Annotated in this window: 21 protein-coding genes; 11 read left to right on the top strand and 10 right to left on the bottom strand. The window is 70.8% G+C overall.

Annotated elements, in window-relative coordinates:
• Positions 1–19: 19 nt before the first annotated feature.
• Genes AXK61_RS00185 through AXK61_RS00165 form a run of 5 tightly spaced genes read right to left on the bottom strand, consistent with a single transcriptional unit; the run spans position 20 to position 6,335 of the window.
• Entirely contained in the window at positions 20–2,392 is a 2,373-nt protein-coding gene (locus tag AXK61_RS00185; RefSeq protein ID WP_068743518.1) for a bifunctional salicylyl-CoA 5-hydroxylase/oxidoreductase, read from the bottom strand.
• A 33-nt stretch (positions 2,393–2,425) separates the two neighbouring features.
• Positions 2,426–4,081 (bottom strand): AMP-binding protein, encoded by a 1,656-nt coding sequence (locus AXK61_RS00180; RefSeq protein WP_068743194.1) that lies wholly within the window; start codon positions 4,079–4,081, stop codon positions 2,426–2,428.
• Between the two features lie 13 nt (positions 4,082–4,094).
• Positions 4,095–5,009 carry an acyl-CoA thioesterase gene (locus AXK61_RS00175; protein WP_068743192.1) on the bottom strand — a complete coding sequence of 305 codons (915 nt, stop codon included), beginning with the start codon at positions 5,007–5,009 and terminating at the stop codon, positions 4,095–4,097.
• Positions 5,006–5,473 carry a cupin domain-containing protein gene (locus AXK61_RS00170; protein ID WP_068569732.1) on the bottom strand — a complete coding sequence of 156 codons (468 nt, stop codon included), beginning with the start codon at positions 5,471–5,473 and terminating at the stop codon, positions 5,006–5,008. Before AXK61_RS00170 ends, AXK61_RS00175 begins: the two co-directional genes overlap by 4 nt.
• Before the next feature lie 31 nt (positions 5,474–5,504).
• Positions 5,505–6,335 (bottom strand): fumarylacetoacetate hydrolase family protein, encoded by an 831-nt coding sequence (locus tag AXK61_RS00165; RefSeq protein ID WP_068743189.1) that lies wholly within the window; start codon positions 6,333–6,335, stop codon positions 5,505–5,507.
• Between the two features lie 127 nt (positions 6,336–6,462).
• On the opposite strand from AXK61_RS00165, the gene AXK61_RS00160 reads away from it, so the two are divergent.
• From AXK61_RS00160 to AXK61_RS00140, 5 genes are all read left to right on the top strand, one after another.
• On the top strand, positions 6,463–6,873 hold the full coding sequence (locus AXK61_RS00160; RefSeq protein WP_068569734.1) for a RidA family protein: 411 nt from the start codon (positions 6,463–6,465) through the stop codon (positions 6,871–6,873).
• 60 nt (positions 6,874–6,933) lie between these two features.
• On the top strand, positions 6,934–7,767 hold the full coding sequence (locus tag AXK61_RS00155) for a PaaX family transcriptional regulator (protein ID WP_068569735.1): 834 nt from the start codon (positions 6,934–6,936) through the stop codon (positions 7,765–7,767).
• Between the two features lie 77 nt (positions 7,768–7,844).
• The gene (locus AXK61_RS00150) at positions 7,845–9,257 is read left to right on the top strand and encodes an MFS transporter (protein ID WP_068569736.1); all 1,413 of its coding nucleotides are present in this window, start codon (positions 7,845–7,847) and stop codon (positions 9,255–9,257) included.
• 32 nt (positions 9,258–9,289) lie between these two features.
• Complete coding sequence (locus AXK61_RS00145) at positions 9,290–10,492, top strand: lipase family protein (RefSeq protein WP_414929973.1); 1,203 nt, start codon at positions 9,290–9,292, stop codon at positions 10,490–10,492.
• Positions 10,493–10,495: 3 nt separating this feature from the next.
• Positions 10,496–11,323: an SDR family NAD(P)-dependent oxidoreductase gene (locus tag AXK61_RS00140; protein WP_068569738.1), complete on the top strand. Its 828-nt coding sequence runs from the start codon at positions 10,496–10,498 to the stop codon at positions 11,321–11,323.
• A 4-nt stretch (positions 11,324–11,327) separates the two neighbouring features.
• Here AXK61_RS00140 and AXK61_RS00135 read toward each other — a convergent pair whose 3' ends face one another.
• Positions 11,328–12,695: a flavin monoamine oxidase family protein gene (locus tag AXK61_RS00135; RefSeq protein ID WP_068743187.1), complete on the bottom strand. Its 1,368-nt coding sequence runs from the start codon at positions 12,693–12,695 to the stop codon at positions 11,328–11,330.
• A gap of 139 nt (positions 12,696–12,834) precedes the next feature.
• On the opposite strand from AXK61_RS00135, the gene AXK61_RS00130 reads away from it, so the two are divergent.
• The gene (locus AXK61_RS00130; RefSeq protein ID WP_068743185.1) at positions 12,835–13,440 is read left to right on the top strand and encodes a TetR/AcrR family transcriptional regulator; all 606 of its coding nucleotides are present in this window, start codon (positions 12,835–12,837) and stop codon (positions 13,438–13,440) included.
• Between the two features lie 52 nt (positions 13,441–13,492).
• Here AXK61_RS00130 and AXK61_RS00125 read toward each other — a convergent pair whose 3' ends face one another.
• Positions 13,493–15,730 carry an NADP-dependent isocitrate dehydrogenase gene (locus tag AXK61_RS00125; RefSeq protein ID WP_068743183.1) on the bottom strand — a complete coding sequence of 746 codons (2,238 nt, stop codon included), beginning with the start codon at positions 15,728–15,730 and terminating at the stop codon, positions 13,493–13,495.
• Between the two features lie 157 nt (positions 15,731–15,887).
• Here AXK61_RS00125 and AXK61_RS00120 point away from each other — a divergent pair, with 157 nt between their 5' ends.
• Positions 15,888–16,826 (top strand): DUF808 domain-containing protein, encoded by a 939-nt coding sequence (locus tag AXK61_RS00120; RefSeq protein WP_068569742.1) that lies wholly within the window; start codon positions 15,888–15,890, stop codon positions 16,824–16,826.
• Position 16,827: 1 nt separating this feature from the next.
• Here the strand turns inward: AXK61_RS00120 and AXK61_RS00115 are convergent, their stop codons facing one another.
• Both AXK61_RS00115 and AXK61_RS00110 read right to left on the bottom strand, forming a co-directional pair.
• Complete coding sequence (locus AXK61_RS00115) at positions 16,828–17,655, bottom strand: MerR family transcriptional regulator (RefSeq protein ID WP_068569951.1); 828 nt, start codon at positions 17,653–17,655, stop codon at positions 16,828–16,830.
• A 48-nt stretch (positions 17,656–17,703) separates the two neighbouring features.
• The gene (locus AXK61_RS00110; protein ID WP_068743181.1) at positions 17,704–18,399 is read right to left on the bottom strand and encodes a lysoplasmalogenase; all 696 of its coding nucleotides are present in this window, start codon (positions 18,397–18,399) and stop codon (positions 17,704–17,706) included.
• Positions 18,400–18,427: 28 nt separating this feature from the next.
• On the opposite strand from AXK61_RS00110, the gene AXK61_RS00105 reads away from it, so the two are divergent.
• The 4 genes from AXK61_RS00105 (at position 18,428) to AXK61_RS00090 (ending at position 23,677) form a co-directional block, all read left to right on the top strand.
• Positions 18,428–19,711 carry a serine hydrolase gene (locus AXK61_RS00105; RefSeq protein WP_068743179.1) on the top strand — a complete coding sequence of 428 codons (1,284 nt, stop codon included), beginning with the start codon at positions 18,428–18,430 and terminating at the stop codon, positions 19,709–19,711.
• Between the two features lie 105 nt (positions 19,712–19,816).
• Entirely contained in the window at positions 19,817–22,096 is a 2,280-nt protein-coding gene (gene katG / locus AXK61_RS00100) for a catalase/peroxidase HPI (RefSeq protein ID WP_082789154.1), read from the top strand.
• Positions 22,097–22,233: 137 nt separating this feature from the next.
• Positions 22,234–23,001 carry a thioesterase family protein gene (locus AXK61_RS00095; RefSeq protein ID WP_068743175.1) on the top strand — a complete coding sequence of 256 codons (768 nt, stop codon included), beginning with the start codon at positions 22,234–22,236 and terminating at the stop codon, positions 22,999–23,001.
• A gap of 64 nt (positions 23,002–23,065) precedes the next feature.
• Positions 23,066–23,677 carry an LGFP repeat-containing protein gene (locus tag AXK61_RS00090; protein ID WP_068569747.1) on the top strand — a complete coding sequence of 204 codons (612 nt, stop codon included), beginning with the start codon at positions 23,066–23,068 and terminating at the stop codon, positions 23,675–23,677.
• Positions 23,678–23,702: 25 nt separating this feature from the next.
• Here the strand turns inward: AXK61_RS00090 and AXK61_RS00085 are convergent, their stop codons facing one another.
• A complete protein-coding gene (locus AXK61_RS00085; protein WP_068743173.1) occupies positions 23,703–24,563 on the bottom strand; it encodes a class I SAM-dependent methyltransferase in 861 nt (286 codons plus the stop codon).
• Positions 24,564–24,585 lie beyond the last annotated feature (22 nt).

Raw genomic sequence — 24,585 nt, 5'->3', positions numbered from 1 at the left:
TTCACCGTGTCGGTGGTGGTCAGTGCACGGCTGATCCAGGCGTCCACCGGACGTGCGCGGGCAGGCCCTGCTCGTCTTCACGCAACAGCGCGAGGCGCGGGCGCACGGCGTCGGTACGGGCGCTCGGCGGCTTGCGGTTGCCCGCCCGGAACTGATCCGGCCACTCCGCTCCCGGGCCGGCGTAGTCCTGGTCCGCTGCGGCGTGCAGCGTCCACTGCGGGTCGTAGAGATGAGCACGACCCAATGCGCACAGGTCGGCACGCCCGGCGAGCAGGATCGAGTTGACGTCGTCGTAGGAGGAGATCGCACCGACGGCGATCACCGTCACCCCGGCGGGTCCGGCGACCTCGTTGCGGATCCGGTCCGCGTACGGCGTCTGATAGCTGCGGCCGAACGCGGGCCGCTCGTGCTTGGCGATCTGGCCGGTGGAGACGTCGATCAGGTCGACGCCGTGCTCGCAGAAGGCGCGGGCGATCTGCAGCGCGTCGTCGATGTCGTTGCCGTCCGGGATCCAGTCGGTCGCGGAGAGCCGCACGGACACCGGACGATCGGCGGGCCACGCGGCGTGGACGGCGTCGAAGACCTCGAGCGGGAACCGCAGCCGGTTCTCGACACTCCCGCCGTACTCGTCGGTGCGGGTGTTGGAGATCGGCGAGAGGAAGGAGGAGATCAGGTAGCCGTGACCGGCGTGGAACTCGAGCAGGTCGAAGCCGGCGTCCGCGCCCCGCCGGGCGGCGGCGGCGAACTCCCCGACCACGCGGTCCATGTCGGCGCGGCTCATCTCCCGGGGCACGGGGCTGTTCGGGCCGTAGGGCAACGCCGACGGTGCCATGACCTCCCAGTTGCCCTCGTCGAGCGGGTCGTCGATGCCCTCCCACATCAGCTTGGTGGAGCCCTTGCGGCCCGAATGTCCGATCTGCAGGCCGATCTTCGCGCCGGAGACCGCGTGCACGGCGTCCACGACGCGGCGCCATCCCTCGTACTGCTCGTCGGTGTACATCCCGGTGCAGCCGGGGGTGATCCTGCCCTCGTCGGAGACGCACACCATCTCGGTCATCACCAGCCCGGCGCCGCCGAGCGCCTTCGAACCCAGGTGCATGAGGTGGAAGTCGTTCGGCACGCCGTCGACGGCGGAGTACATGTCCATGGGCGAGACCACGATCCGGTTCCTCAGGCGCAGGCCTCCGATCGTGACGGGGTGGAACATGGCCGGGGTCTCCGGGCCGGCCTCGGTGTCGGCGCTGAAGGAGCGCAGGACGCGGTCGGCGAAGTCCGCGTCGCGCAGGCGCAGGTTGTCGAACGTGATGCGGCGGCTGCGGGTGAGCAGATTGAAGGTGAACTGCACCTGGTCCTGCTCGCGGTACGTACCGATGGTCTCGAACCATTCGAGCGAGGCCTGCGCCGCGCGCTGCGTGGACTCGACGACGGGGCGCCGCTCCTCCTCGTAGACCTTGAGCGCGGTCCCGAGGTCTCCGTTCTCGTGCAGGCACGCGGCGAGCGAGAGTGCGTCCTCCATCGCGAGTTTCGTGCCCGAACCGATGGAGAAATGCGCGGTGTGCGCGGCGTCGCCGAGCAGCACCAGGTTCCGGTGCACCCAGCTGGTGTTGCGGACGGTGGTGAAGGTGATCCACTGCGAGTTGTTCGCCAGAACGGTGCTCCCGCCCAGGTACGGCGCGAAGATCTCCGCGATCCGGGCGATGGCGGCGTCGTCGTTCTCGCCGGGCCGGAAGGCCCGGCCCTCCGTGGCGTCGAACCCGGCGCGCCGCCACACGTCCTCGGCCATCTCGACGATGAAGGTACTGCCCTGGTCCGAGTAGGGGTATCCGTGGATCTGCATGACCCCCCACTCGGTGTCCTCCACGATGAAGGTGAACGCCTCGAAGACCTTGTCGGTGCCCAGCCACATGTACTTGCAGCGGCGCCGGTCCAGGTCGGGTTCGAAGCCCTCGGCGAAGCGGTTGCGGGCCGCGGAGTTCAGCCCGTCGGCGGCGAGGACCAGGTCGTGGGTCGCCATCAGTTCCTCGACGTCCGGGGCGGACGTGGCGAACCGCACGTCCACGCCGAGGTCGAGGCACCGGCGCTGCAGCAGCGCGAGGAGGTCGTGCCGGTTCATCGCGGCGAACCCCTGGCCGCCGACGGTGTTGCAGCGGCTGCGGTAGTGCACGTCGATGTCGGTCCAGCGGGCGAAGTGGGACTCCATCTGCCCGTAGATCACCGGGTCGGCGTTCTCGATACCGCCGAGGGTCTCGTCCGAGAAGACGACGCCGAACCCGAACGTGTCCTCCGCCCGGTTGCGCTCGAAGACGGTGACCTCGTGTCGGGGGTCGAGCTGCTTCATCAGGGCGGAGAAGTAGAGGCCGCCGGGGCCGCCGCCGATCACTGCGATCTTCATGATGGTCATCCTTCGTGCTGAGTGGGGCGACGGTCAGCCGCGGACGGCGGCCGCGGCTTCGCGGGCCAGTTGTTCGCGGAGTCGGAAGTGCTGGAGTTTGCCCGACGGGTTGCGCGGCAGCGCAACCACGAACCGGACATCGCGCGGATACTTGTAGGGAGCGAGGCGGGCCTTGACTCCGTCCTGAATGCGACGCACCATCTCGGGGCCCGCATCAGTGCCAACGCGGAGCACTACGAAGGCACAGACCACGGCGCCGCGCTCGGGGTCGGGCCGGCCGACGACGGCGGCCTCCACCACGGCACCGTCGGCACAGATCGCGGCCTCGACCTCGGGGCCGCCGATGTTGTACCCGGACGAGACGATCATCGAATCGGACCGAGCCTGGAAGCGGAAGGCCCCGTCGGGGTCGCGGACGACGGTGTCGCCGGTGACGTTCCACCCGTTCACGACGTAGCCGAGCTGTCGGTCGTCGTCGAGGTATCGGCAGCCGGTGGGGCCGATGACGGCGAGCCGTCCGGCGGTCCCGGCGCCGACCTCCGCACCGTCCGGGCCGAGGACCGTGGCGCGGTAGCCCGGGACGGGCGTACCGAGCACGCCGGCGACGGTGCGCCCGGGCGCGGTCGAGAGGAAGACGTGCAGCAGCTCGGTGCACCCGATGCCGTTGACGAGCTCGATACCGCATTCCTCGCGGACCAGGTCGAAGGTCTCCTCGGGCAGGTCCTCGCCGGCGGACACGCCGACCCGCACGCCGCGCAGCGGCTCCGCCCCGCCGCCCCGGATGATCGCGCGGTACGCGGTCGGGGCCGTGAACAGCACCGTCACGCCGTGCGTGGCGACGACCTCGGCCAGCTGCAGCGGCGTCGCCCGCTCCGTGAGCACCGTCGAGGCCCCGAACCGCAGGGGGAAGACCACGAGCCCGCCGAGGCCGAAGGTGAAGGCGAGCGGCGGCGAGCCGGCGAACACGTCGTCAGGGCTCGGCGCCAGGACGTGCCGCGCGAAGGTATCGGCGTTGGCGAGCACGTCGCGGTGGAAGTGCATGGTGATCTTGGGCCGCCCCGTACTACCCGAGGTCGGACAGAGCAGGGCCACGTCGTCGGCCGCCGTCTCGACGGGGGTGAAGACGCCGTCGTGCCGCGCAGCGCGCGCCTCGAGGCGGTCGACACCGTCGCCCCCGATGAGCACGAGGCCGGCGCCGGAGCCGTTGCGCTCCAGGGCCTCCGCGAGATCGGCTGCCACCGCGGCGCCGCTCAGGCAGACGGTGGGCCCGGTGCGCTCGATCAGGTCCTCCAGCTCGGCGGGGCGGAGCATCGGCATCGTCGTCACGAGCACGGCGCCGGCCTTGAGCGCACCGAGCCACGCGGCGACGAGCCACGGCGTGTTGCCCTCGCGCAGCAGCACCCGGTTGCCCGGGCGGACGCCGAGGTCGTCGACGAGCACCTGTGCGATGCGGTCGGACTGCAGGCGCAGGTCCGCGTAGGTCCACAGCAGCCCGTCCGGCGTGCGGATCGCGGGCCGGTCGCCGTACCGCTGCGCACCCTCGTCGATCAGGGCGACGGCGGCGTTGAGCCGGTCGGGGTACTGCAGCTCCGGCAGGCTGAATTCGAGTGTCGGCCACTGCTCTCGCGGCGGAAGGTGATCACGCGCGAAGGTGTCCTCGTGCGCGCTCGCCGACGGTGTCGTCGTCATCGCGTTCCCTCCGTCACTGCGCGAGCAGGCCCTCCTGGCACACGGTGGCCAGGTGGGTGCCCTTCCGGTCGTGGAAGCGGCCGGTGTTGAGGCCGCGGGAGGATCCGACGTTGATCGATTCCTGGGAGTAGAGCACCCAGTCGTCGAGGCGGGCCGGGCGATGGAACCACATGGCGTGATCGAGGCTGGCGGTGCGCAGCCCGTCGTCGGACCAGGAGGCTCCCAGCGCCCGCAGCGAGGGCTCGAGGATCGTGTAGTCGCAGCAGTACGCGAGCGCGATGTCGTGCACGGTCCGATCGTCGGGCAGGTCGGAGAAGGCCTTGATCCACACCGCCTGTCGCGGCAGGCGCTCGCGATCACCGGGGAGGTAGATCGGGTCCGGCACGTGCCGCATCTCGAAACTGCGCCCGTGCGACCAGTAGTCGGCGTCGGCACCGTCGCGGCCGGCCAACGCCTCTGCGGAAGTGGGGAGGCTCTCGGGATCCGGCACCCCGACGAGGCCCTCGGCCGCGGCCGCGCCGAGCAGCGGCGCACCCGGGATCTCCGCACCGTCCGCGGCCGTGGCGAAGGACGCGTAGCAGGTGTAGATCACCTTGCCGCCCTGCAGTCCGCGGACGTGCCGGGTGGCGTATCCCCGTCCGTCGCGCAGGATCTCGACCTCGTACCGGACGTCACCGCTGATCTCGGCGGGACGCAGGAAGTAGCTGTGCGCGGAGTGCACCGCCTTGTCCGGGACGGTGGCGCACGCCGCAGCGACCGCCTGGGCGACCATGTCACCGCCGTAGGCCTTGGGCCACGGGACGTACTGGGTCGTCGCGGTGAAGACGCGGTGTCCGTCGGGCGCGTCGTCCTGCTCGGTCAGGCGAACGGCGTCGAGGAAGCGGGTGGAGTCGGCGACGTTGGTGTCGAATCCGTTCACGGTGCTCATGCGCGGCGGTACCCCTCGAGGGCGGCGTCGTCGACCTCGTCGAGGTTGACGACGATGTTCTCCGGGGTGCGGCAGGTGAGCCACACCAGGTCCTCTGTGACGGACATGTTGGCTTCGACGTGCGGCATGTACGGCGGCACGAAGACCCAATCACCCTCGGTCATGTCGGTGTACTGGGAGTAGTTCTCGCCGTAGTAGATACGACCGTGACCGGAGAGCACGAAGCCGCCGGTCTCCGCCTCGCCGTGGTGGTGCGGGAGGGAGCGGTAGCCGGGCTTGTTGCGCACCTGTCCGTACCAGAGCTTCGTGGCGGGGGTGTGCTGGATGCTGACGCCGGAGACGCGGACGCAGTCGCCGGACTGCGCGGTGTCGGTGCTCTCCTCGCCGTGGCGGGTGATCACAGGGACATCGCCGGTGGGGAGCTCGGCGGGGTTCGGGGTCGCTGAGGACGTCGAAGGGGACATGGGTTCGCCTTCCTGGTGATGGTTGATGTGGTCAGGATCGGATACGGATGGTGTTGCGCAGGAGCCCGATCCCCGAGACCTCGGTCTCGAGAACCTGGCCGTCGGCGAGGAAGCGCTGCGGGTCGCGGCCCGCGCCGACACCGGCGGGAGTGCCGGTAAGCACGAGATCACCGGGGCGCAGCCGGGTGAACATCGAGGCGTGGTGCAGCAGTTCGGCGGGCGGGAAGAGCAGGTCGTCGAGCGGGGCGTGCTGCACCGTCTCGCCGTCGACCCGGCAGGTGACCGTGTGCTCGGCGGGGTCGAAGGCATCCGCGGTCACCACGACGGGGCCCACGGGAGTGGTCGCGTCCCACGCCTTCCCGGACAACCACTGGGTGGTGGCCCACTGCCGGTCGCGGAGCGAGAGGTCGTTGCTCACGGTGTAGCCGGCGATCGCGTCGGCGCACTCCGCCACCGACGCGCGACGCAGGTCCGCGCCGACCACCACGGCGAGTTCGGCCTCCCAGTCCAACTGCGCGGTGTCTCCGGGTTCGAGGTCGATATCCGCGGCAGGGCCGGTCAGCGTGTCGGCCCACTTGGCGAAGAAGGTGGGAACAGCGGGCACTCCGCGGCCCATCTCCTCGATGTGCGCACGGAAGTTCAGGCCGCAACACAGGACCTTGGCGGGCGTGCGGATCGGCGCGACGATGCCTGCCGACTCCGGCACGGGCTCCCCCTGCTCCGCCGCCCGGCGGGCCGTGTCGCGCCAATCCGCCTGGCGCAGCAGATCGTCGACGCTCGCCGCGCCGGTGCACCGCGGACCGGATCCGCTGTCGGCGGTCGCGATGGTTCGGCCGTCGAGCTGATGGGTTGCGAGCCTCACGAGAGGGCCTCCGAAAGTTCTATGTAGCCTTTCTGACGTCCGTCAGATAGGCTGAATGTAGCACGGATCACACGGTCGGACCAGACCCTGCACAGCACCGATCCGCCACCGTCCGAGAGGAATCCCCATGCCCGCCAAGGTCACCGTCAACCCGCCACAGCTCGCCGTTCCCCGCGGCTTCGCCCACGGCACCCGCGTGGGCGACACCCTGCACCTCGGGGGGCAGACCGCCATGGACGCCGAGGGCAGGATCGTTCCGGGCGGCATCGTCGAGCAGTTCCGGCGCGCCTTCTCCAACGTGCTCGCCACGGTGGCCGAAGCGGGTGGCACGCCCGACGACCTGGTGTCGGTGACGATCTACCTCACCGATGTCCAGGACTACCAGCGCAACGGCAGGGAGATCGGCCGGATCTGGCGCGAGCTCGCCGGCGATCACTACCCCGCCATGGCCGGGATCGGGATCAGCGAGCTGTGGCAGCCCGAGGCGATGATCGAGATCTCGGGCATCGCGGAGATCGGGTCCGGCGCGCGGGAGTAGCCTCCTGCAGAGCCGGTACGGTTCGCCGCACCGCCCGCCGACGAAGGGAGCCGCAGGCCGATGACGGACGCAGTTCGCTCGCAGCCGCTGGTCCGCGACCTCATCGTCTCGTTGTTCGGGCTGTACGGCCGCGGCACCGAACCCCTGCCGATCTCGCAGATCATCGCCCTGATCGGCACCGCGGGACCCGACGAGCAGTCGGTGCGCTCGAGCGTCTCCCGGATGAAGTCCCGCGGCCTGCTCGACGCCGGGACACCCGGGTACTACCGACTTGCGGGCCTGCGCACCGCCGCCTTCGAAGCGGGCGACACCCGCATCTTCGGCGACCACCCGTACGACCCCACCGCCCCGTGGTCGCTCGCCGTCTTCTCGGTGCCCGAATCACAACGCGCCCGCCGTGTGTTGCTCAAGAAGACCCTGAGCGAGATGGGGTTCGGGGTCGTCGGGGCCAGCGTGTACATCGCCCCGTCCGGCATCGGCGACGAGGCGCGGGCGAGGCTGGCCCTGCTCGCCCTGGACGGATACGTCGAGTGGTTCGACCTGCACCCGCCGTCCGTCGAACGGCTCCGCACCGAGGCGGAGCAGTGGTGGGACCTCGACGCGATCGCCGACGAGTACCGCGGCTTCCTCACCGAGTTCCGGACGGTCCGCGACCGGTGGGCCGGGGAGGCACCGTCGGGCCCCGAGCAGGATGCGGACGCCTTCGCGGACCACCTCCGCCTGGTGACCGCGTGGCGCGACCTCCCCTACCGGGACCCCGGCCTGCCGGTCGAGGCACTGCCCGCGGACTGGCCCGGCACCGATGCGCGGGCCCTGTTCCTGCACCTGCGCGGCGCCCTGGCCGGACCCGCGGCCAGGTTCGCGGGACACCCCGATCTGGAGCGCCGCCACTGACCGTGCGAGGAGTCCGCGGCCATACCACGCATTGGTAGGATCACTACCCAGCCACCGCCGATCACGAAGGCACTCCCCTGTCCCAACCCGCCTCCCGCGCCGCCATCGCCGTGCTCTGTGCCGCCGGGATCGTCGTCGCGCTCATGCAGACGATCATCGTGCCGCTCATCCCGCAGCTGCCGGGTCTCCTGAGCACGACGCCCACCAATGCATCGTGGACGCTGACGATCACCCTGCTCGTCGGCGCCGTCGGCACGCCGATCGCAGGACGGCTCGGGGACATGTTCGGCAAGCGCCGCGTGCTGCTGGGCAACATGGCGGCCGTGGCCGCCGGGTCCGCGGTGTGCGCCCTCTCCAGCGCGCTGCTCCCGTTCCTGGTGGGGCGCGGGATGCAGGGACTCGGCATCGGCGCGATCGCCGTCGGGATCAGCATCCTGCGCGACATCGTCCCCGCCCGGCAGCTCGGGTCGGCGGTGGGCGCGATGAGTGCGTCGCTGGGCGTGGGCGGCGCGCTGGGCCTGCCCTTCGCCGCCACGATCGCGCGACACATCAGCTGGCACGCTCTGTTCTGGATCTGCGCGGCCGCCGCCGTCGCGTGCGCTGCCGCGATCCTCCGACTCGTCCCCGAGGGTCCGTACGAGTCCGGCGGGCGATTCGACCTCGTCGGCACCGTGGGCCTCACGGCCGTGCTCTCCTTCGTCCTCCTGCCGCTGTCGAAGGCCTCCGACTGGGGCTGGACCGACCCGTGGACGCTCGGCCTGTTCGCCGCGTTCGTGGTGTCGGCGATCGCCTGGTGGCGTTACGAGCTCCGCGTCCCGAACGCCCTCATCAACGTGCACACCCTGGTCAGCCGGCCGATCCTGCTGACCAACATCGCCTCCGTCGCGACCGGATTCGCGTTCTACGCGATGCAGATGATGCCGATCCAGCTGCTCATGGCGCCCGAACAGTCGCCCGCGGGACTCGGCCTGGACATGGTGCCGGCGAGTCTCGTGCTCATGCCGAGCGGCCTGGTGATGTTCGCGTTCTCCTATGTCAGCTCGTGGATCACCGACCGGCGCGGTGCCCGGGTCTCGCTGGCCGTCGGCGCGGTCGTGATCGGCGGCGGCTACCTCGTCCTCTTGATCGGCCTCGCCGGGCCGTGGAGCATCACCTGGGTCTGGATCCTCGCAGCGAGCGCCCTGGTCGGGGCCGGCCTCGGCATCGCCTATTCCGCGATGCCGGCGCTCATCATGTCCGTGGTCCCCGTGTCCCAGACCGGGGAGGCGAACGGCGTCAACGCCCTCATGCGTTCGGTGGGCACGTCGATGGCGACCGCCGTGGTCGGGATGGTGCTGACGGGCGCGACCGTGGTCACCGCGACCTCCGCGGGTCCGGTCCGGACGCCGTCCGCGGGGGCCTACGAGGCGACGATCCTCATCAGTCTCGCGGTGTGCGTGGTGGCGGTGGTGTGTTCACTCGCGATCCCGAAGCGTCGCCCCGCGCTGTGATCCGGCCGGACTGTTAGGTTGGCGTGGTGCCGATCACCTCGCTGACCGCGCTCCCCCGCGCGCTGTCGAATCGCGCCGCCGGGCTGCTGCGGGGTCTCGCGTCGCCCGACCCGATCACGCCCATCGGCCCGCCGGACTGGTCCGGCCTCGACGCCCGCGAGTACACCGGGCCCGCGCCGGCGGCCGGTTCCCCGATCGACCGGGTGCCGCTCGCGCCCGCCCTCGGCCTCGACGACGCCGCGCAGGCGTACCGCTTCCTGTACGCGACGGCCAACCAGTACGGGCCGGACGCCGTCAGCACGGCCGCGCTGTTCCTGCCCGAGGGCGACGCCCCGGCCGGCGGCTGGCCCGTCGTCGCGTGGGCGCACGGCACCGTCGGGCTGTGCGACGAGGCGACCCCGTCGGCCCAGCCCCAGTCCGAGCGACAGCAGTTCTACCTGGGCCACTGGCTGCGGCACGGGTACGCCGTCGTGGCCACGGACTACGCGGGCATGGGCACGCCGGGCCTGATGAGCTACCTGAACGGGAAAGTGGAGGCGCACAACCTGATCGACTCGGTCCGGGCCGCAGGGCAGCTGGGGCTCCCCCTGTCCCGACGGTGGGCCCTCGTCGGCCAGTCGCAGGGCGCCGGGGCCGCGATGAACGGCGCCCGGTACGCCCGCGAGTTCGGCGCGGGGTACGACCTGGACCTGCGGGGCGTGATCGCGACCGGCACGCCGGCGAACATCGAGCGGGTCGTGCAGTTCCTCCGGCCGTCGTTCCCTCCGGTGGCGCTGCCGCCGCTCACCACCGTCTACGCCGCGTACATCCTTGCGGGCATCCGCGACGCCCGGCCGGACCTGGGCATCGACGGGCTACTCAGCGACGAGGGCCGACGAGTCGTGGACCTCGCCGAGCGCCTGAGCCTCTACGACACGCGGGATGCCGTGCGCGGCGCCCGGATCTCCAGCTGGGTGACCGCGCCGCTGCGCTCGATCCCCGGGATCTACGACGCCCTGCACGAGCACATGGGCACCCCCGTCGAGGGCTACGACCGGCCCGTCTTCCTGGGTCACGGCCTCACCGACATCGACGTGCCCGTGGCGTCGGGGCTCTCGCTCGCGGCCGCGCTGGCGCGTCACCGGCAGCCGCTCACCCTCAAGCTCTACCCCACCGACCACTTCGGCACCGTGTACGCGGCCGCCGACGACGCCGCCGAGTTCCTCGCGCGGGTCATGGAACACGAGGAGAACTGACACATGAAGGACTTCCACGGCAAGGTCGCCGTCGTCACCGGCGTCGCGTCCGGCATGGGCCGCGAGCTGGCGCTCGAGCTGGCCCGCCAGGGCGCGAAGCTCTCGCTGTGCGACTACGACGCCGCCGGCCTCGAGAACACCGCCGAGGCCGCCCGCGCGCTCGGCGCCGAGGTGCACACCAAGGTGGTCAACGTGGGCGAGCGCGAGCAGATCCTCGCGTACGCCGACGATGTCGTCGAACACTACGGCGTGGTCAACCTGGTGTTCAACAACGCCGGCATCGCGCACCACGCGTCCGTCGAGAAGACCTCGTTCAAGGACTACGACCGCATGATGGACGTGGACTTCTGGGGCGTGGTGAACAGCAGCAAGGCGTTCCTGCCGCATCTCATCGCCTCGGGCGACGGCCACATCGCGAACACCAGCTCGATCTTCGGGCTGTTCGGTGTCGGCGGCCAGAGTGCCTACAACGCAGCGAAGTTCGCCGTGCGCGGATTCACCGAGGCGCTGCGCATCGAGATGCTCTCGAGCGGGCACGCCGTGGGGGTGTCCTGCGTGCACCCCGGCGGCATCAAGACCGACATCTGCAACAACGCCACCGTCGCCGACGGCCAGGACCAGGCCGCGTTCGCGGACTTCTTCAACAAGCACCTCGCCCGGACCAGCGCCGATTCCGCGGCGCGGACCATCCTGAACGGGGTGAAGAAGAACCGGGCACGCATCCTGATCGGACCCGACGCCGTGGCCCTGGACCTGATCGTCCGCGTCACGGGCTCCGGCTACCAGCGGCTCATGGCCTTCGTCGACGGTCAGCAGGCCCGGTTCATCTGATGTCTCAGGCCGGGGCGCCGAGGATCTCGTCCGCGGCGCGGCGGCCGGAGCTGATGGCCCCGTCCATGTAGCCGTTCCAGCGGCTCGCCGTCTCCGCCCCCGCCCAGTGGATCCGGCCGACCGGTGCGGAGAGGGCGTGGCCGTACTGCGTCCACACACCGGAACCGAGCCGTCCGCCGTAGCAGCCGCGGGTGAACTCCTCGGCGCACCAGTCCATCTCGACGTAGTCGAAGGGCGTCGCGGCCTCGGGGCCGAAGTACTTCACGAGGGCCCCGAGGACCAGCTCGCGCCGCTCCGCCGCGGACAGCCGCTCGGCGGAGCGAGCGTGCGCGCCCTCGAGGAAGCCGACGAGGACGCCGCAGCTCGCGTCGTTCGGGGAGTTGTCGAGCACGACGTTGAAGGCGTCGTCGAGGCTGATGACGAAGCCGCTGAGGCCGTCCTCGCGCCAGAAGGGGCGGTCGTAGCCGACCTGGATCTTGATCACCGCGCCGGCCGGGATCTGCTGGGTCAGCCCGTCGCGGGCCGACGGCAGGGCCGGCAGGTAGCGGATGCGCCCGGCGAGGGTGGGCGGGATCGCCACGACCACCTCGTCGGCCGTCAGCACGCCGCCCGGGCTCCCGTCGGCGTTCTCGTAGGCGACGGTGACGCCGGTCGCGTCCTGGGTGATCGTGCGCACCACGGCGCCGAGCCGGACCGCGTCGCCCAGCTGCGCGGCCATCCGCTCCGAGATCTGATGCGTGCCGCCGACGACCCGGGAGTCCTGCGCGCCCTTGCGGGTGGTCAGCAGCATCTCCAGGCTCGTGCCCGAGCGGATGTAGGTGAGGAAGTGCAGGAAGGACAGCTCCGCCGTCTCCGCGGAGAACACCGCCGGCACGATGATCCGGTAGAAGGCGCGCGCCATCTCGTTGTCGGTGTTCGCGGTGACCCAGGTGTCGACGTTGTGCCGGTCCAGCTCCTGTGCCCCCTCGGCCGCCCAGGGCTGCGCCGGATCGACACCGGCGGCGAGTGTCTCGATGGTCTCCCAGAGCCGGCCCACCTCGGTGAGCGACACCTCGTCGAGACCGTAGGTCTCGTCGGCGTAGCGCATCGCCCGCGCGCCGACGAAGGTGATCGCGTCACCGTCGTCGTAGGACGGAAAGGTCTCGAGGCCCAGTTCGGCGACCAGCTCGAGTGCCGCCGTCTGGTCGGGCCCGATCCACTGCCCGCCCAGCTCGACCGGCACGCCGTTGCTCAGGAAGCCACCCAGATTGCGGCCCGCGACGCGGTCCCGTGCCTCGAGCACCCGCACCGACTTGCCCGCGGCCACCAGACGGCGCGCCGCCGACAACCCCGCGAGCCCCGCACCCACCACGATCACGTTCACATCCGCCATATCCCGCTCCTTCGATCAGTCTCAGTCAGTTGTATGACTTACTTGATGCACTGTAAGCCCCATCACACCCTCGTGTCGAGGGCTTCGGGAAAATCGGGTGTGATTTGCTGGAGGGCGAATCGAGAGAGCCGGAGGCCTGATGCCCTACGTCGAATCCGCGGTCCGCGGCCCGCAGATCGTCGCGGCCGCACGCGCGGTCCTCATCCGAGACGGGGTGGCCAAGACCAGCCTGCGTGCCGTCGCGAGCGAGGCCGGCATCCCGCTCGGAACCCTGCAGCACGTCTTCCCCAGCAAGCAGCAGCTGCTGCAGGCCGTGATCGAGCAGGTCGTGGACGACATCTCGGAGGTCCTCCGGAGCGCCGCCGACACGGAATCCGGTCTGGCGCACGCGATCGCGCAGGGGCTACGGAACTTTTGGTCCACGCTGGTCGAGGGGCACCGCGGGCTACAGGTGCTGCAGTACGAGCTCGTGACCCACGCCCTGCGCACACCGGGCCTCGAGGACCTCGCGCGGATGCAGTACCGGCGCTACGCCGAGGTGGTGCAGCAGTGGTGCACGGAGGCCGCCGACCGATCCCACGAGCGCAGCGCGGTTCCCTACGATCGGCTCGCCCGGGTGCTCGTGGCCGCCGTCGACGGGCTCATCCTGCAGCAGGTGTCGGACCCCGACGGCGCGCGGTCCGAGCAGGACCTCGAGGCCGTCATCCAGATGCTCGTCGCGCTCGCAGCGCCCTCCCCGCGATAGCAGAACGGGCACCGTCGACCGTGGTCGACGATGCCCGTCAGCGGGAGGTCCGTCAGGCGTCCAGCGAGGCCAGATCCGCGTTGAAGGTGGCGCTCGGCCGCATCACCGTCGACATCTTCTCGGGGTCCGGCAGGTAGTAGCCGCCGATGTCGGCCGACTCCCCCTGGACCGCGCGCAGTTCCTCGACGATCGCCGACTCGTCGGCGGCGAGCTTCTCGGCCAGCGGCGCGAAGGTGGCCGCCAGCGCCGGATCCTCGGACTGCGCGGCCAGCTCCTGCGCCCAGTACAGCGCCAGGTAGAACTGGCTGCCGCGGTTGTCCAGCTCGCCCGTGCTGCGGGACGGGGCCTTGTTGTTCTCGAGCAGCTTGCCGGTGGCGGCGTCCAGCGTGGTGGCGAGGATCTTGGCCGCGCCGTTGTCGTTCTTGATGCCCATGTCCTCGAAGCTCACTGCGAGCGCGAGGAACTCGCCGAGCGAGTCCCACCGCAGGTGGTTCTCCTCGACGAGCTGCTTGACGTGCTTCGGCGCGCTGCCGCCGGCACCCGTCTCGTACATGCCGCCGCCCGCCATGAGCGGGACGATCGAGAGCATCTTCGCCGACGTGCCGAGCTCGAGGATCGGGAACAGGTCGGTGAGGTAGTCGCGGAGGATGTTGCCGGTCGCGGCGATCGTGTCGAGGCCGCGCGACGCCCGCTCGAGGGTGTAGCGCATGGCGCGCACCTGCGACATGATCTGGATGTCCAGACCCTCGGTGTCGTAGTTCTTCAGCTCCGCCTTGACGGCCTTGATCAGCTCGTTCTCGTGCGGGCGGTACGGGTCCAGCCAGAACAGGACGGGCGTCCCGGAGTTGCGGGCACGGTTGACCGCCAACTTGATCCAGTCGCGGATGGGCGCGTCCTTGACGGTGCACATGCGCCAGATGTCGCCCGCCTCGACCTGCTGCGTGAGCAGCACCTCGCCGGTCGCGTTGTCCACGATGTTCGCGGTACCGGCGGCCGGCACCTCGAAGGTCTTGTCGTGCGAGCCGTACTCCTCGGCCTTCTGCGCCATCAGGCCGACATTGGGAACAGTGCCCATGGTGCGAGGATCGAACGCGCCGTTGGTCTTACAGAAGTTGATGATCTCCTGGTAGATCCGCGCGAAGGTGGACTCCGGCATCACGGCCTTGGTGTCCTTGGTGCGGCCGTCGGCGCCGTACATCTTGCCGCCGGCGCGGATCATGGCCGGCATCGACGCGTCGACGATGACATCGGACGGCGAGTGGAAGTTGGAGATGCCGCGCGCGGAGTCGACCATCGCCAGCTCCGGACGGTGCTCGTGGCACGCGTGCAGATCCTTGACGATCTCCTCGTGCTTGCTGGCGGGCAGCGTGGCGATCTTGTCGTACAGGTCGCCGAGGCCGTTGTTGACGTTGACGCCCAGCTCGTCGAACAGCGCCTGGTGCTTGGCGAACGCGTCCTTGTAGAAGACCTTGACGGCGTGACCGAACACGATGGGGTGCGAGACCTTCATCATGGTGGCCTTGACGTGCAGCGAGAACATCACGCCGGTCTCGTAGGCGTCCTGCATCTGCTCCTCGTAGAACTCCAGCAGCGCCTGCTTGCTCATGAACATCGAGTCCATGACGTCGCCCGCGCCGAGCTGCACGCTCTTCTTGAGGACGTGGGTCTGGCCGTCGGTGGTGACGAGCTCCATCCGCAGATCGCGCTCGCGGTCGAGCGTGGTGGACTTCTCGCCGTGGTAGAAGTCGCCGTGCTTCATGTGCGCGACGTGGCTGCGCGAGGCCATCGACCACTCGCCCATGCTGTGCGGGTTCTTGCGGGCGTACTCCTTGACGGCGCGCGGAGCACGGCGATCCGAGTTGCCCTGGCGCAGGACCGGGTTCACGGCGCTGCCGAGGATCGTGGAGTAGCGCGTGGCGATGTCGCGCTCCTCGTCGGTCTTCGGCTCGGAGGGGAGGTCCGGGATGTCGTAGCCCTTGTCCTGCAACTCCGAGATGGCGGCCAGCAGCTGCGGGACGGAGGCGCTGATGTTGGGCAGCTTGATGATGTTCGCCGCCGGGTCGAGCGTCAGCTCACCCAGCGCCGCCAGATTGTCCGGCACCTTCTGCGCATCGGTGAGGCGCTCCGGGAAGGTCGCCAGAATGCGAGCCGCGACCGAGATGTCGCTGGTCTGCACGTCGATGCCGGCGGGGCCCGCGAAGGCCCGGATGATCGGCAGGAACGACGCGGTGGCCAGCAGGGGGGCCTCGTCGGTCAGCGTGTAGATGATGGTCTGCTGCTGCGCACTCATGTGTGTTTGCTTCTCCCGAATGTCTTGGTCTTCCGCCCCGTGTGTGAAGGGCTCGGACGTCTCCATGTAACGGCTCACCCAGTATCCTCCCCCACACCGGCGGCTGTGCGGCGGCACTCCGGCAAACGCGGGACGTCCGCGCGGCTACGCTGTCGCCATGGCCGGAGGACTCGCAGCACTTCTCGACGACATCGCCGCCCTCGCGCGGATGGCCGCGGCGTCCGTCGACGACGTCGCCGCTGCCGCCGGCAAGGCGAGCGCGAAGGCCGTCGGCGTCGTCGTCGACGACACCGCCGTCACCCCGCGGTACGTGCAGGGCGTGCGCCCCGAACGCGAACTCGGCATCATCGCCCGGATCGCCAAGGGCTCGATCCGTAACAAGCTGATCTTCATCCTGCCCGCGATCCTGCTGCTCAGCGCGTTCGCCCCGTGGCTGCTCACCCCGATCCTCATGCTCGGCGGGGCCTACCTCTGCTTCGAGGGCGCCGAGAAGGTCTGGGAGTGGGTCTCCGGGCACGAGGAGGCACCGTCGGGCTCCGACGGGCCGGTGGACGAGAGCACCGTGGTGAGCGGCGCGATCCGCACCGACTTCATCCTCTCCGCAGAGATCATGGTGATCGCCTACAACGAGATCGCCGGCGTCGTGCTCTGGGAGCAGGCGGTGGTGCTGGTCGTGGTCGCGCTCGCGATCACCGCGCTGGTGTACGGCGTGGTCGCGGCCATCGTGAAGATGGACGATGTGGGCCTGGCCCTCGCGCAGCGGTCCTCGCCCGCCGTGAGCGCCCTCGGCCGGCAGTTGGTCAAGGCCATGCCGGTGGTGCTGAGCACCCTCTCGACGGTCGGCGTGATCGCGATGTGCTGGGTGGGCGGGCACATCCTGCTCGTGGGCCTCGACGACCTCGGGTGGCACTGGCCGTATTCGGTGGTGCATCACTTCGAGGTGTGGGCGCGAGACCTGATCGCCGCCGTCGGCGGTGTGATCGGCTGGCTCGCGAACACCCTCGCATCGGCGGTGTTCGGGCTCGCGGTGGGCGCCGTGGTCGTGGCCGTCGTGCACCTGGTCCAGCGGCTCCGCGGCGCCCCCGCGGCGCACTGATCTACCGCACCGGCACGACCACCTGCGTCCGCAGTTCCGCCTCGGGCACCGTCGAGGGATCGTTGAGGTAGACGTTGAAGTGGTGCGTCGCGGGATCCTCGGGCGTGCGGGAGAGCACCAGAGCGTGCTCGGCGATGTACGCGCCGATCAGCTCGTGCGCCCGGCCGATGGCCACCGGGTAGGGCCCGTCGACGGTGGCGGCGACGGCCCGGCGGGGGCCCGTCACGAGCACGCCGAGCGGCGGCGCGACGACGGTGCCGTCGGGCACCTCGAGGAAGACCGACTCGTCCACGTCGGACTCGCGGAACTCGTCGTCGTGCTCGATGCACCCGCCGGTCTCGCCCGCGGTGATGCCCTGCTGCTGCAGCGCGGGCAGGAAGCGCTGCCAGAGCAGGCCCTCTCCGGCGTAATCGGGGACGGTGCCGCGGAGGAAGACGAGCGTCCGTGCGGGCAGGGTGATCTCGGAAACGATCTCGGTCATGGTGGGCTCCTGGAGCAGTGTGTCGATGAGGGTCAGGCGGGCCGCCGCCTGCTCCGCGGCCGCGGCGAGTTCGAGGCGCTGCGCACGCAGGGCCTCGTCGTACGCCGGGGTTCCGCGGACGGCGAGCACGGCACCGATGGCGGACACGCCGAAGCCCACGTCCCGCAGCCTGCGGATGGCGGCGGCATCGGCCAGCTGCCCTCCGTCGTAACTGCGGTAGCCGGTCGCGGCGTCCACCGCCGCGGGCACCAGGACACCGTGGGTGTCGTAGTGGCGCAGCATGCGCACGCTGATCCGGCTCAGCGAGGAGAACCTGCCGATCGGCATGAGGTCCGGGGTGTCGGTCACGGGAACCACTCTGTCGCCTGACACGGTGTGAGGGTCAAGCCCGGCCCGTCACGGAGCCGCCGGCGCCCCGGCGCGGGCCGCGCCCTCCGCGAGGAGGAACTGCGCGCCGCAGTACGTGGCCATGACCGCGCCCTCGAGCCACGCCGGCGGATCGGCGAGCACGAACTTCCGGAGCCCCAGGATCGAATCGCTGACGAGGAACAGGCCCGCGCCGGCGAGGGTCGCGCGACGCGCGCCCGCCGGAATCTGCGGGCCGAGCACCGCCGCCGAGGCGGCCGTGCCGCTGAGGATCGCCGAGTACACCGCCAGCACCGGCGCGAGCGCGGGTGCGGTGCGGTACGCGGCGAGCAGCGTGCGCGGCGCGCCCACCGCCCAGGCCGCGCCGACCGCGGCCGGCTTCGCGAGCGAGGCGTCCGGATCCCGCTGGGCGAGCAGCCCGCTGATGTATGCGGCGTGGCCGGTGGCGAAGGCGGTCGCGCCGAGCGCGAAGTCCTTCGGCTCGTCGCGCAGCAGCGCCACGTCGCCCACCCATCCCGCGGCCTGCCCGGCGAGCGTGGTGGCGCGCAACGGCGAGCGCCGCGAGCGGGGGTCGGCGGCGAAGGACGCGGCCAGCGTGGGCAGGAGCAGCGGCTTGGTGAACCGCCGGGCGTGGTGGCGGGACGGCTCCGACGACGCCGAGAGGGTCGTGTCGACGGTGGCGAGCGCGGCGTAGACGAGCTTGAGGACGGTGCTGGCACGGGTCACCGCGCAAATCTATCCGTAAGCTCGTGCCGTGAGCAGCCGCACCGTCGACGCATCCGCGAAGGGGCGCATCCGCGTGCCGCGCGACCTGGATCCGATCACCGACATCGGACCCGAGGACCACGGCGACGTCGATCCGCGGGCCGTCGAGCGGGTGTGGCTCGCAGCGCGCTCGTGGTACGCCGCCGGGATGCAGCCCGCGATCCAGGTGTGCGTCCGGCAGCACGGCCGCATCGTCCTGAACCGGGCCATCGGACACGCTCGCGGCAACGGCCCCGATCTCCCGTCGAACCGGGACGAGGCGACCGAGCCGGTTCCGGTCACCGTCGACACGCCCTTCTGCACGTACTCGACCGCGAAGGGCGTGGCGGTCACGGTGCTGCACCGACTGATCGAGCGGGGCGACCTCGCGCTCGACGCGCACGTCTGCGACTACATGCCCGAGTTCGTCTCCGACGGCAAGGACCGGATCACGGTGCGGCACGTGCTGACCCACAGCGCGGGCATCCCGATCAACACCGGGCCGCGGCCGGATCTCCGGCGGTCCGAGGACAGCGCCTACACGCGCGAGATGCTGGCTAACATCAAGCCCGTCTACTCCCCCGGCAGGCTGCACTTCTACCACGCACTGACCTGGGGTCCGCTCGTCCGCGAGCTGGTCCTCGCCGCCACCGGCCGCACGATCCGGGAGATCGCCGCGACCGAGATCCTCGACCCGCTGGGCTTCCGCTGGACCAACTTCGGCGTCGCGCCGGAGGACGTCGGCACCGTCGGGCTGAGCTACGCGACGGGCGCACCGGCCCCCGCCGCGATCGAGGCCGCCTTCCGCAAGGTGGTGGGCGGGACCATGCAGCAGATCGTGCCGATGTCGAACTCGGCACCCTTCCTCACCGGGATCGTGCCCTCGTCCAATCTCGTCTCGAACGCCGCCGAGCTGTCCCGGTTCGCCGAGATCCTCCGGCGCGGCGGGGAGCTCGACGGTGTCCGCGTGCTCCGCCCGGAGACCCTCGCCGCTGCGACGGTCCAGGCTCGGCGGCTGCGCCCCGATTTCGCCACCGGCGGCGCGCCGCTGCGCTGGGGCACCGGCTACATGCTCGGTTCCGAGCGGTTCGGCCCCTTCGGGCGCGACGCGCCCCGCGCCTTCGGACACACGGGGCTCACGGAGATCGCGATGTGGGCGGATCCGGAACGGGACCTGGCGGCGGCCGTGGTCTCCAGCGGCAAGCCCGGATCGCACCCCGAGGCGGGGCGCTACACGGTCCTGTTGGACGCGATCGCGCGCGCGTTCGCGCGGCGTGGGACCGACGCTCCATAGGGGCCGCCTAACAGTGCAATAGGACCGTCCACCTGGCCTTTCAGGAATATCTTGAATAATTCCAGAAAAGCTGGATTCCGTGGGCGAGCGCACGTATGGTGGGTGATGCGCGGCCCCGTCAGCACGGGCCGCAACGCTGTTACAGCCGAACACATCTTCCGTACTGAGAGGAACGCCGTGTCCGAGGATCAGACCACTTCCCCCCAAGAGCAGACCAGCGGCGGCTGCCCCGTCGCCCACGGTTCGCTGCGCCCGCCGGTGGCCGGCGGCGGCAACCGCGACTGGTGGCCCGACGAGATCGATCTCAAGGTGCTCGCCAACAACCCCGCCGAGGGCGACCCCCTGGGCGCCGACTTCGACTACGCCGCCGAGGTGGCGACGCTCGACGTGGACGCCGTCCGCGCCGACCTCATCGCCCTCATGCGCGACTCGCAGGATTGGTGGCCCGCCGACTTCGGTCACTACGGCCCGCTGTTCATCCGCATGTCGTGGCATTCCGCCGGCACCTACCGCACCACGGACGGCCGTGGCGGCGGCGGCGCCGGCCTGCAGCGCTTCGCGCCGCTCAACAGCTGGCCCGACAACGTCAGCCTGGACAAGGCGCGCCGCCTGCTGTGGCCCGTCAAGCAGAAGTACGGCCGCAAGCTGTCCTGGGCCGACCTGATCCTGTTCGCTGGCAACGTCGCCCTCGAGGACATGGGCTTCACCACCGCCGGTTTCGCCTTCGGCCGCGCGGACGTCTACGAGCCCGAGGACGTCTACTGGGGTCCCGAGCACACCTGGCTCGGCTCCGACGGCCGCTTCTCCGGCAAGCGCGACCTGGAGCAGCCCCTCGGCGCCACCCACATGGGCCTGATCTACGTCAATCCTGAGGGCCCCGAGGGCGTTCCGGACTACATCGCCGCCGCGGACGACATCCGCGAGACCTTCGGCCGCATGGCGATGAACGACGAGGAGACCGCGGCGCTGATCGTCGGCGGCCACACCTTCGGCAAGACCCACGGCGCGGGCCCCGTCGAGAACGGCCCCGAGCCGGAGGCCTCCCCGATGGAGCAGCAGGGTCTGGGCTGGAAGGGCGGCAACGGCACCGGCGTCGGCATCGACGCCGTGACCAGCGGTATCGAGGTCATCTGGACGCACACCCCCACCAAGTGGGACAACAGCTTCCTCGAGATCCTCTACAGCAACGAGTGGGAGCTCTTCCAGAGCCCCGCCGGCGCCAACCAGTGGCGGCCGAAGGACGGCGGCTGGGCGAACTCGGTCCCGGAGGCCTTCGGCACCGGCAAGACCCACCCGTCGATGCTCACCACCGACCTGTCGCTGCGGTTCGACCCGATCTACGGGGAGATCACCAAGCGCTGGCTCGACAACCCGCAGCAGCTGGCCGACGCCTTCGCCAAGGCGTGGTTCAAGCTCCTCCACCGCGACATGGGCCCGTCGTCGCGCTACGTCGGCCCGCTGGTCCCGAAGACCGAGCAGCTGTGGCAGGACCCGATCCCGGCCGGCACCGTCCTCGACGACGCCGAGGCCGCCGCGATCACCGAGCAGATCCTGGCCACCGGCCTGACCACCGCACAGCTGGTCAAGACCGCCTGGGCGGCGTTCTCCTCGTTCCGCCGCTCGGACAAGCGCGGCGGCGCCAACGGCGGTCGCCTGCGCCTGCAGCCGCAGGCCGGCTGGGAGGTCAACGAGCCCGACGAGCTCGCGCAGGTCGTCCGCACCCTCGAGGGCGTGGCGCAGGCGTGGAGCGCCGAGTCCGGCAAGACGGTCTCGTTCGCCGATGTCGTCGTGCTCGCGGGCAACGCCGGTGTCGCGCAGGCGGCGAAGGCCGCCGGCGTCGAGGTCGCGATCCCGTTCACCTCGGGCCGCGGCGACGCGACCCAGGAGGAGACCGACGTCGAGTCCTTCTCGGTGCTCGAGCCGAAGTTCGACGCCTTCCGCAACTACGTCGCCAAGGGCGCCCCGATGCCCTCGGAGTACCTGCTCGTGGAGAAGGCCAACCTGCTCGGCCTCACCGCGCCGGAGATGACGGTGCTCATCGGCGGTCTCCGCGTGCTGGGCAACAACTTCGGCGGTTCCGAGGCCGGTGTGTTCACCGACCGTCCCGGCACCCTGAGCAACGACTGGTTCGCCAACCTCCTCGACATGTCGACGAAGTGGGCGCCCGCGGGCGACGACGATTCGACCTACGTGGGCACCGACCGCGCGACCGGCGAGAAGAAGTGGACCGCGACCCGCGCCGACCTGGTGTTCGGCTCGAACTCGATCCTGCGCGCGCTCGCCGAGGTCTACGCGGCCGACGACGCCAAGGAGAAGTTCGTGCAGGACTTCGTCGCGGCGTGGACGAAGGTCGCCAACGCCGACCGGTTCGACGTGAAGGCCTGATCCTCTTCACTCGCCCCGGCCGCCGCGCCCCGCACACCCCCGGGTGTGCGGGGCGCGTGCGTTGGAGCCGTCCATTTCAGTTAGTCAGAATTAACCCTTGTGGAGATATCCGCCGGTCGGCCGCGTACGCTCACCCCATGCCGTACTTCGACCGGGTCTCCGCCACCGCGTTCCGCCCCACCGAGCACGTCTCCGGCGGCTGGAACACCGCCGAGCAACACATCGCACCGCCGATGGCGCTCCTCGCCCACGTCGTCGAGCAGGATCGCGACGCCCGCCGCGACGACGGTCTGCGTCTCGCGCGCCTGAGCTACGACATCCTCGGGACGTTGCCGATGGACACAGTCGAGGTCGAGGTACGGACCGTCCGCCCGGGCCGGACCATCGAACTCGTCGAGGCGACACTGCACCACGGCGGGCGCGCGGCCCTCGTACTGCGCGCCTGGCTGCTCGACCACCGCGACACCGCCGCGGTGTCCGGCACCGAGTTCGACGCGATCCCGCCCGCCGCGGAGATGCCCGCATGGGACCCGAGCACCGTCTGGCCCGGGGGCTACATCGCCTCCGCCCGAGCCCGACGCGTCCAGACCCGCCCGGGTCGCGCCGCGTACTGGGTCGACTCGCCCGTCGCGCTCCTCGACGAGCCCTCCGGTCCGGTGGCCCGCGCGGCCAGATTCTTCGACATCGCGAACGGCATGACGGCTCGTTTCGCACCGGGCGAGGTGGCCTATCCCAACCTGGATCTCACTGCGCACCTCTTCCGCGACCCCGTGGGCGACGCACTCGGCTTCGACACGCGCGTGTCGACCGGACCCGACGGTGCAGGTCTGACGCATTCGGTCATTCACGACATCCAGGGACCGGTCGGAACGGTCGATCAGATCCAAACGGTGCGTCCACGCTGAAAAGACGTCGATAGTGTGGTTACATACCGAGCGTTCGAATTCACCCTGTCGAAGGGACACTGACATGAACGCTCGGATCACTCGGACGATCGGTGCAATAGCCGCCGCCACCGTCCTCACCGCCGGTCTCGCCGCCTGCGACAAGGCGAAGGACGCGGCGGACTCCGCCACCTCCGCCGCGGGCAGCGCCGCAGCCGCCGCCACCTCGGCCGCAGGGAACGCCGCCGGACAGGCGACGTCCGCCGCCGGTGCCGCGGCGAGCAATGCCGCGGGCGCGGGCCACGGGGGCCCCGAGGCGAAGCCGGCGGTACCGTCGACGACGCTGCGGTCAGCGGGCGGCGCCGAGGTCACCATCACCGACGCCCCGATCCTCGCGGAGTACGCCAAGTACGGCTACGACAAGGGACATCTCGGCGCCCCGCTCGGCCCCGTCGCCGCGCTGCCCGACCACAAGGGCAAGTTCCTCACCCTCAAGGGCGGGACCATCTACTGGTCGGAGGCGACCGGCGCGCACGTCGTCCACGGCGTGATCGGCACGAAGTGGGGCGAGGCGGGCCACGAGGCCGGCAAGCTCGGCTACCCGACGAGCGATGAGACCGCCGAGGGGTCGACGATCAAGCAGACCTTCCAGCACGGGACGATCACCTTCGCCGACGGCAAGGCCACCGTCTCCTAGGTCGTTCCATCCCCGGAAGACCCGCTCACGGCGCCGTCCCGATGTACACCGTTCGTGCCGCCAGCACGAACGCATCGGGGCGGCGCTGCACGCTCATCGGGTCCTCCGGATCGATGAGCCGGCGCAGGACCGCCGCGTCGTCGGGGTCGAGCCGGTCCGCCATCCGTAGATAACGACCGAGCATGTGCGCGACGCCGCGCCGGGCGTCCTCGTCCAGCGGGGCCGGGAGGTCCACCAGGAAGGTGTACGCCCGGACATCGCGCAGGCCCGCTGCGCGCAGGATCGCGGGCCAGTCCTCCGGCACGTCGACGGTGCCGTCCAGCGCGGCCCGCATCTCGCCGAACCCCACCGCCTGCAGCGCATCCAGTCGGTCGGCGAGACCGGGCCGGCCGAGCCCGATGTCGCGGGGCAGGAACCGCGAGGGCAGGCCGCCCTCGGCGACCGCGAGCACGCCGCCGGGTTCGAGCCGCCCGGCGAGCGCGGCCACGGCCGCGTGCTGATCCCCGAGGTGGTGCATCGTCTGCGCCGTCCAGATCAGGTCCGCGGCGGGCAGCTCGACGAACCCGCCCGGCAGGTCCGCGCGGAGCACGTCGACCGGCGTGCCCTGCTCCACCCCGCGGGCCCGGGCGCGCTCGAGCAGGGGGTCGGCACCGTCGACGGCGATCACGCGGGCCGACGGGAACCGCGCGGCCAGGACCGCGGTGAACACGCCCGGCCCCGCGCCGACGTCGAGGATCGTGCGCGGCGCGGCGACACGCTCGCCGATCACGTCGAGAGCCTGGAGCACGTACGGCGCCAGGGTCAGGCCCTCGGCCTCGATCTCGGCCGCGAGGGCCGACCAGTCGGGGTGGTGGGCGTGCTCGTGTCCGTGTCCGTGGTGTGCCATGGGTCCAGCGTGGCGCACCGCG

It is taken from the genome of Tsukamurella pseudospumae, from assembly GCF_001575205.1.
GTDB classification, from domain to species: domain Bacteria; phylum Actinomycetota; class Actinomycetes; order Mycobacteriales; family Mycobacteriaceae; genus Tsukamurella; species Tsukamurella pseudospumae.
This window is presented reverse-complemented; position numbering and strand designations above follow the sequence as displayed.